The following is a 694-nucleotide window of genomic DNA, read 5'->3' as shown; positions in this document are numbered from 1 at the left end:
GGCGGTCAGGACGGCTCGGTGGGTGTCCTGGTCGTCCGGGAAGTTTGCTGCGAGTACTTGCAGGGCGATGTTGCGGACGATCGGGCCGGTGTCGGTGGCGGCGGTCAGGACGGCTTGGTGGGTGTTCTGGTCTTCCGGCCACTGCTCCCCGAGTACTTGCAGGGCGGTGCTGCGGATGTACGGGTGGGTGTCGGTGTCGGTGGCGGCGGTCAGGACGGCTCGGTGGGTGTCCTGGTCGTCCGGGAAGTTTGCTGCGAGTACTTGCAGGGCGATGTTGCGGACGATCGGGCCGGTGTCGGTGTCGGTGGCGGCGGTCAGGACGGCTTGGTGGGTGTCCTGACCGTCCGGCCACTGCTCCCCGAGCACCTGCAGGGCGGTGCTGCGGACCTTCGGGTGGGTGTCGGTGTCGGTGGCGGCGGTCAGGACGGCTTGGTGGGTGTCCTGACCGTCCGGCCACTGCTCCCCGAGCACCCGCAGGGCGGTGGTGCGGACGTTCGGGTGGGTGTCGGTGTCGGTGGCGGCGGTCAGGACGGCTCGGTGGGTGTCCTGACCGTCCGGCCACTGCTCCCCGAGCACCCGCAGGGCGGTGCTGCGAGCGTTCCAGCCAGTATCGGTGGTGTCGGTGGCGGCGGTCAGGACGGCTTGGTGGGTGTCCTGACCGTCCGGCCACTGCTCCCCGAGTACTTGCAGGGCG

Annotated in this window: 1 protein-coding gene; it reads right to left on the bottom strand. The window is 70.2% G+C overall.

The features are described from left to right. A partial coding sequence (locus tag ACFWA9_RS04240; RefSeq protein WP_380382938.1) for a HEAT repeat domain-containing protein occupies window positions 1-694 on the bottom strand: 694 nt, incomplete at both ends.

It is taken from the genome of Kitasatospora sp. NPDC059973 (assembly GCF_042737525.1).
In the GTDB taxonomy this organism is placed as follows: domain Bacteria; phylum Actinomycetota; class Actinomycetes; order Streptomycetales; family Streptomycetaceae; genus Kitasatospora.
Note: the sequence above shows the minus strand (reverse complement) of the source record. Positions and strands in the feature narration are given on the sequence as shown.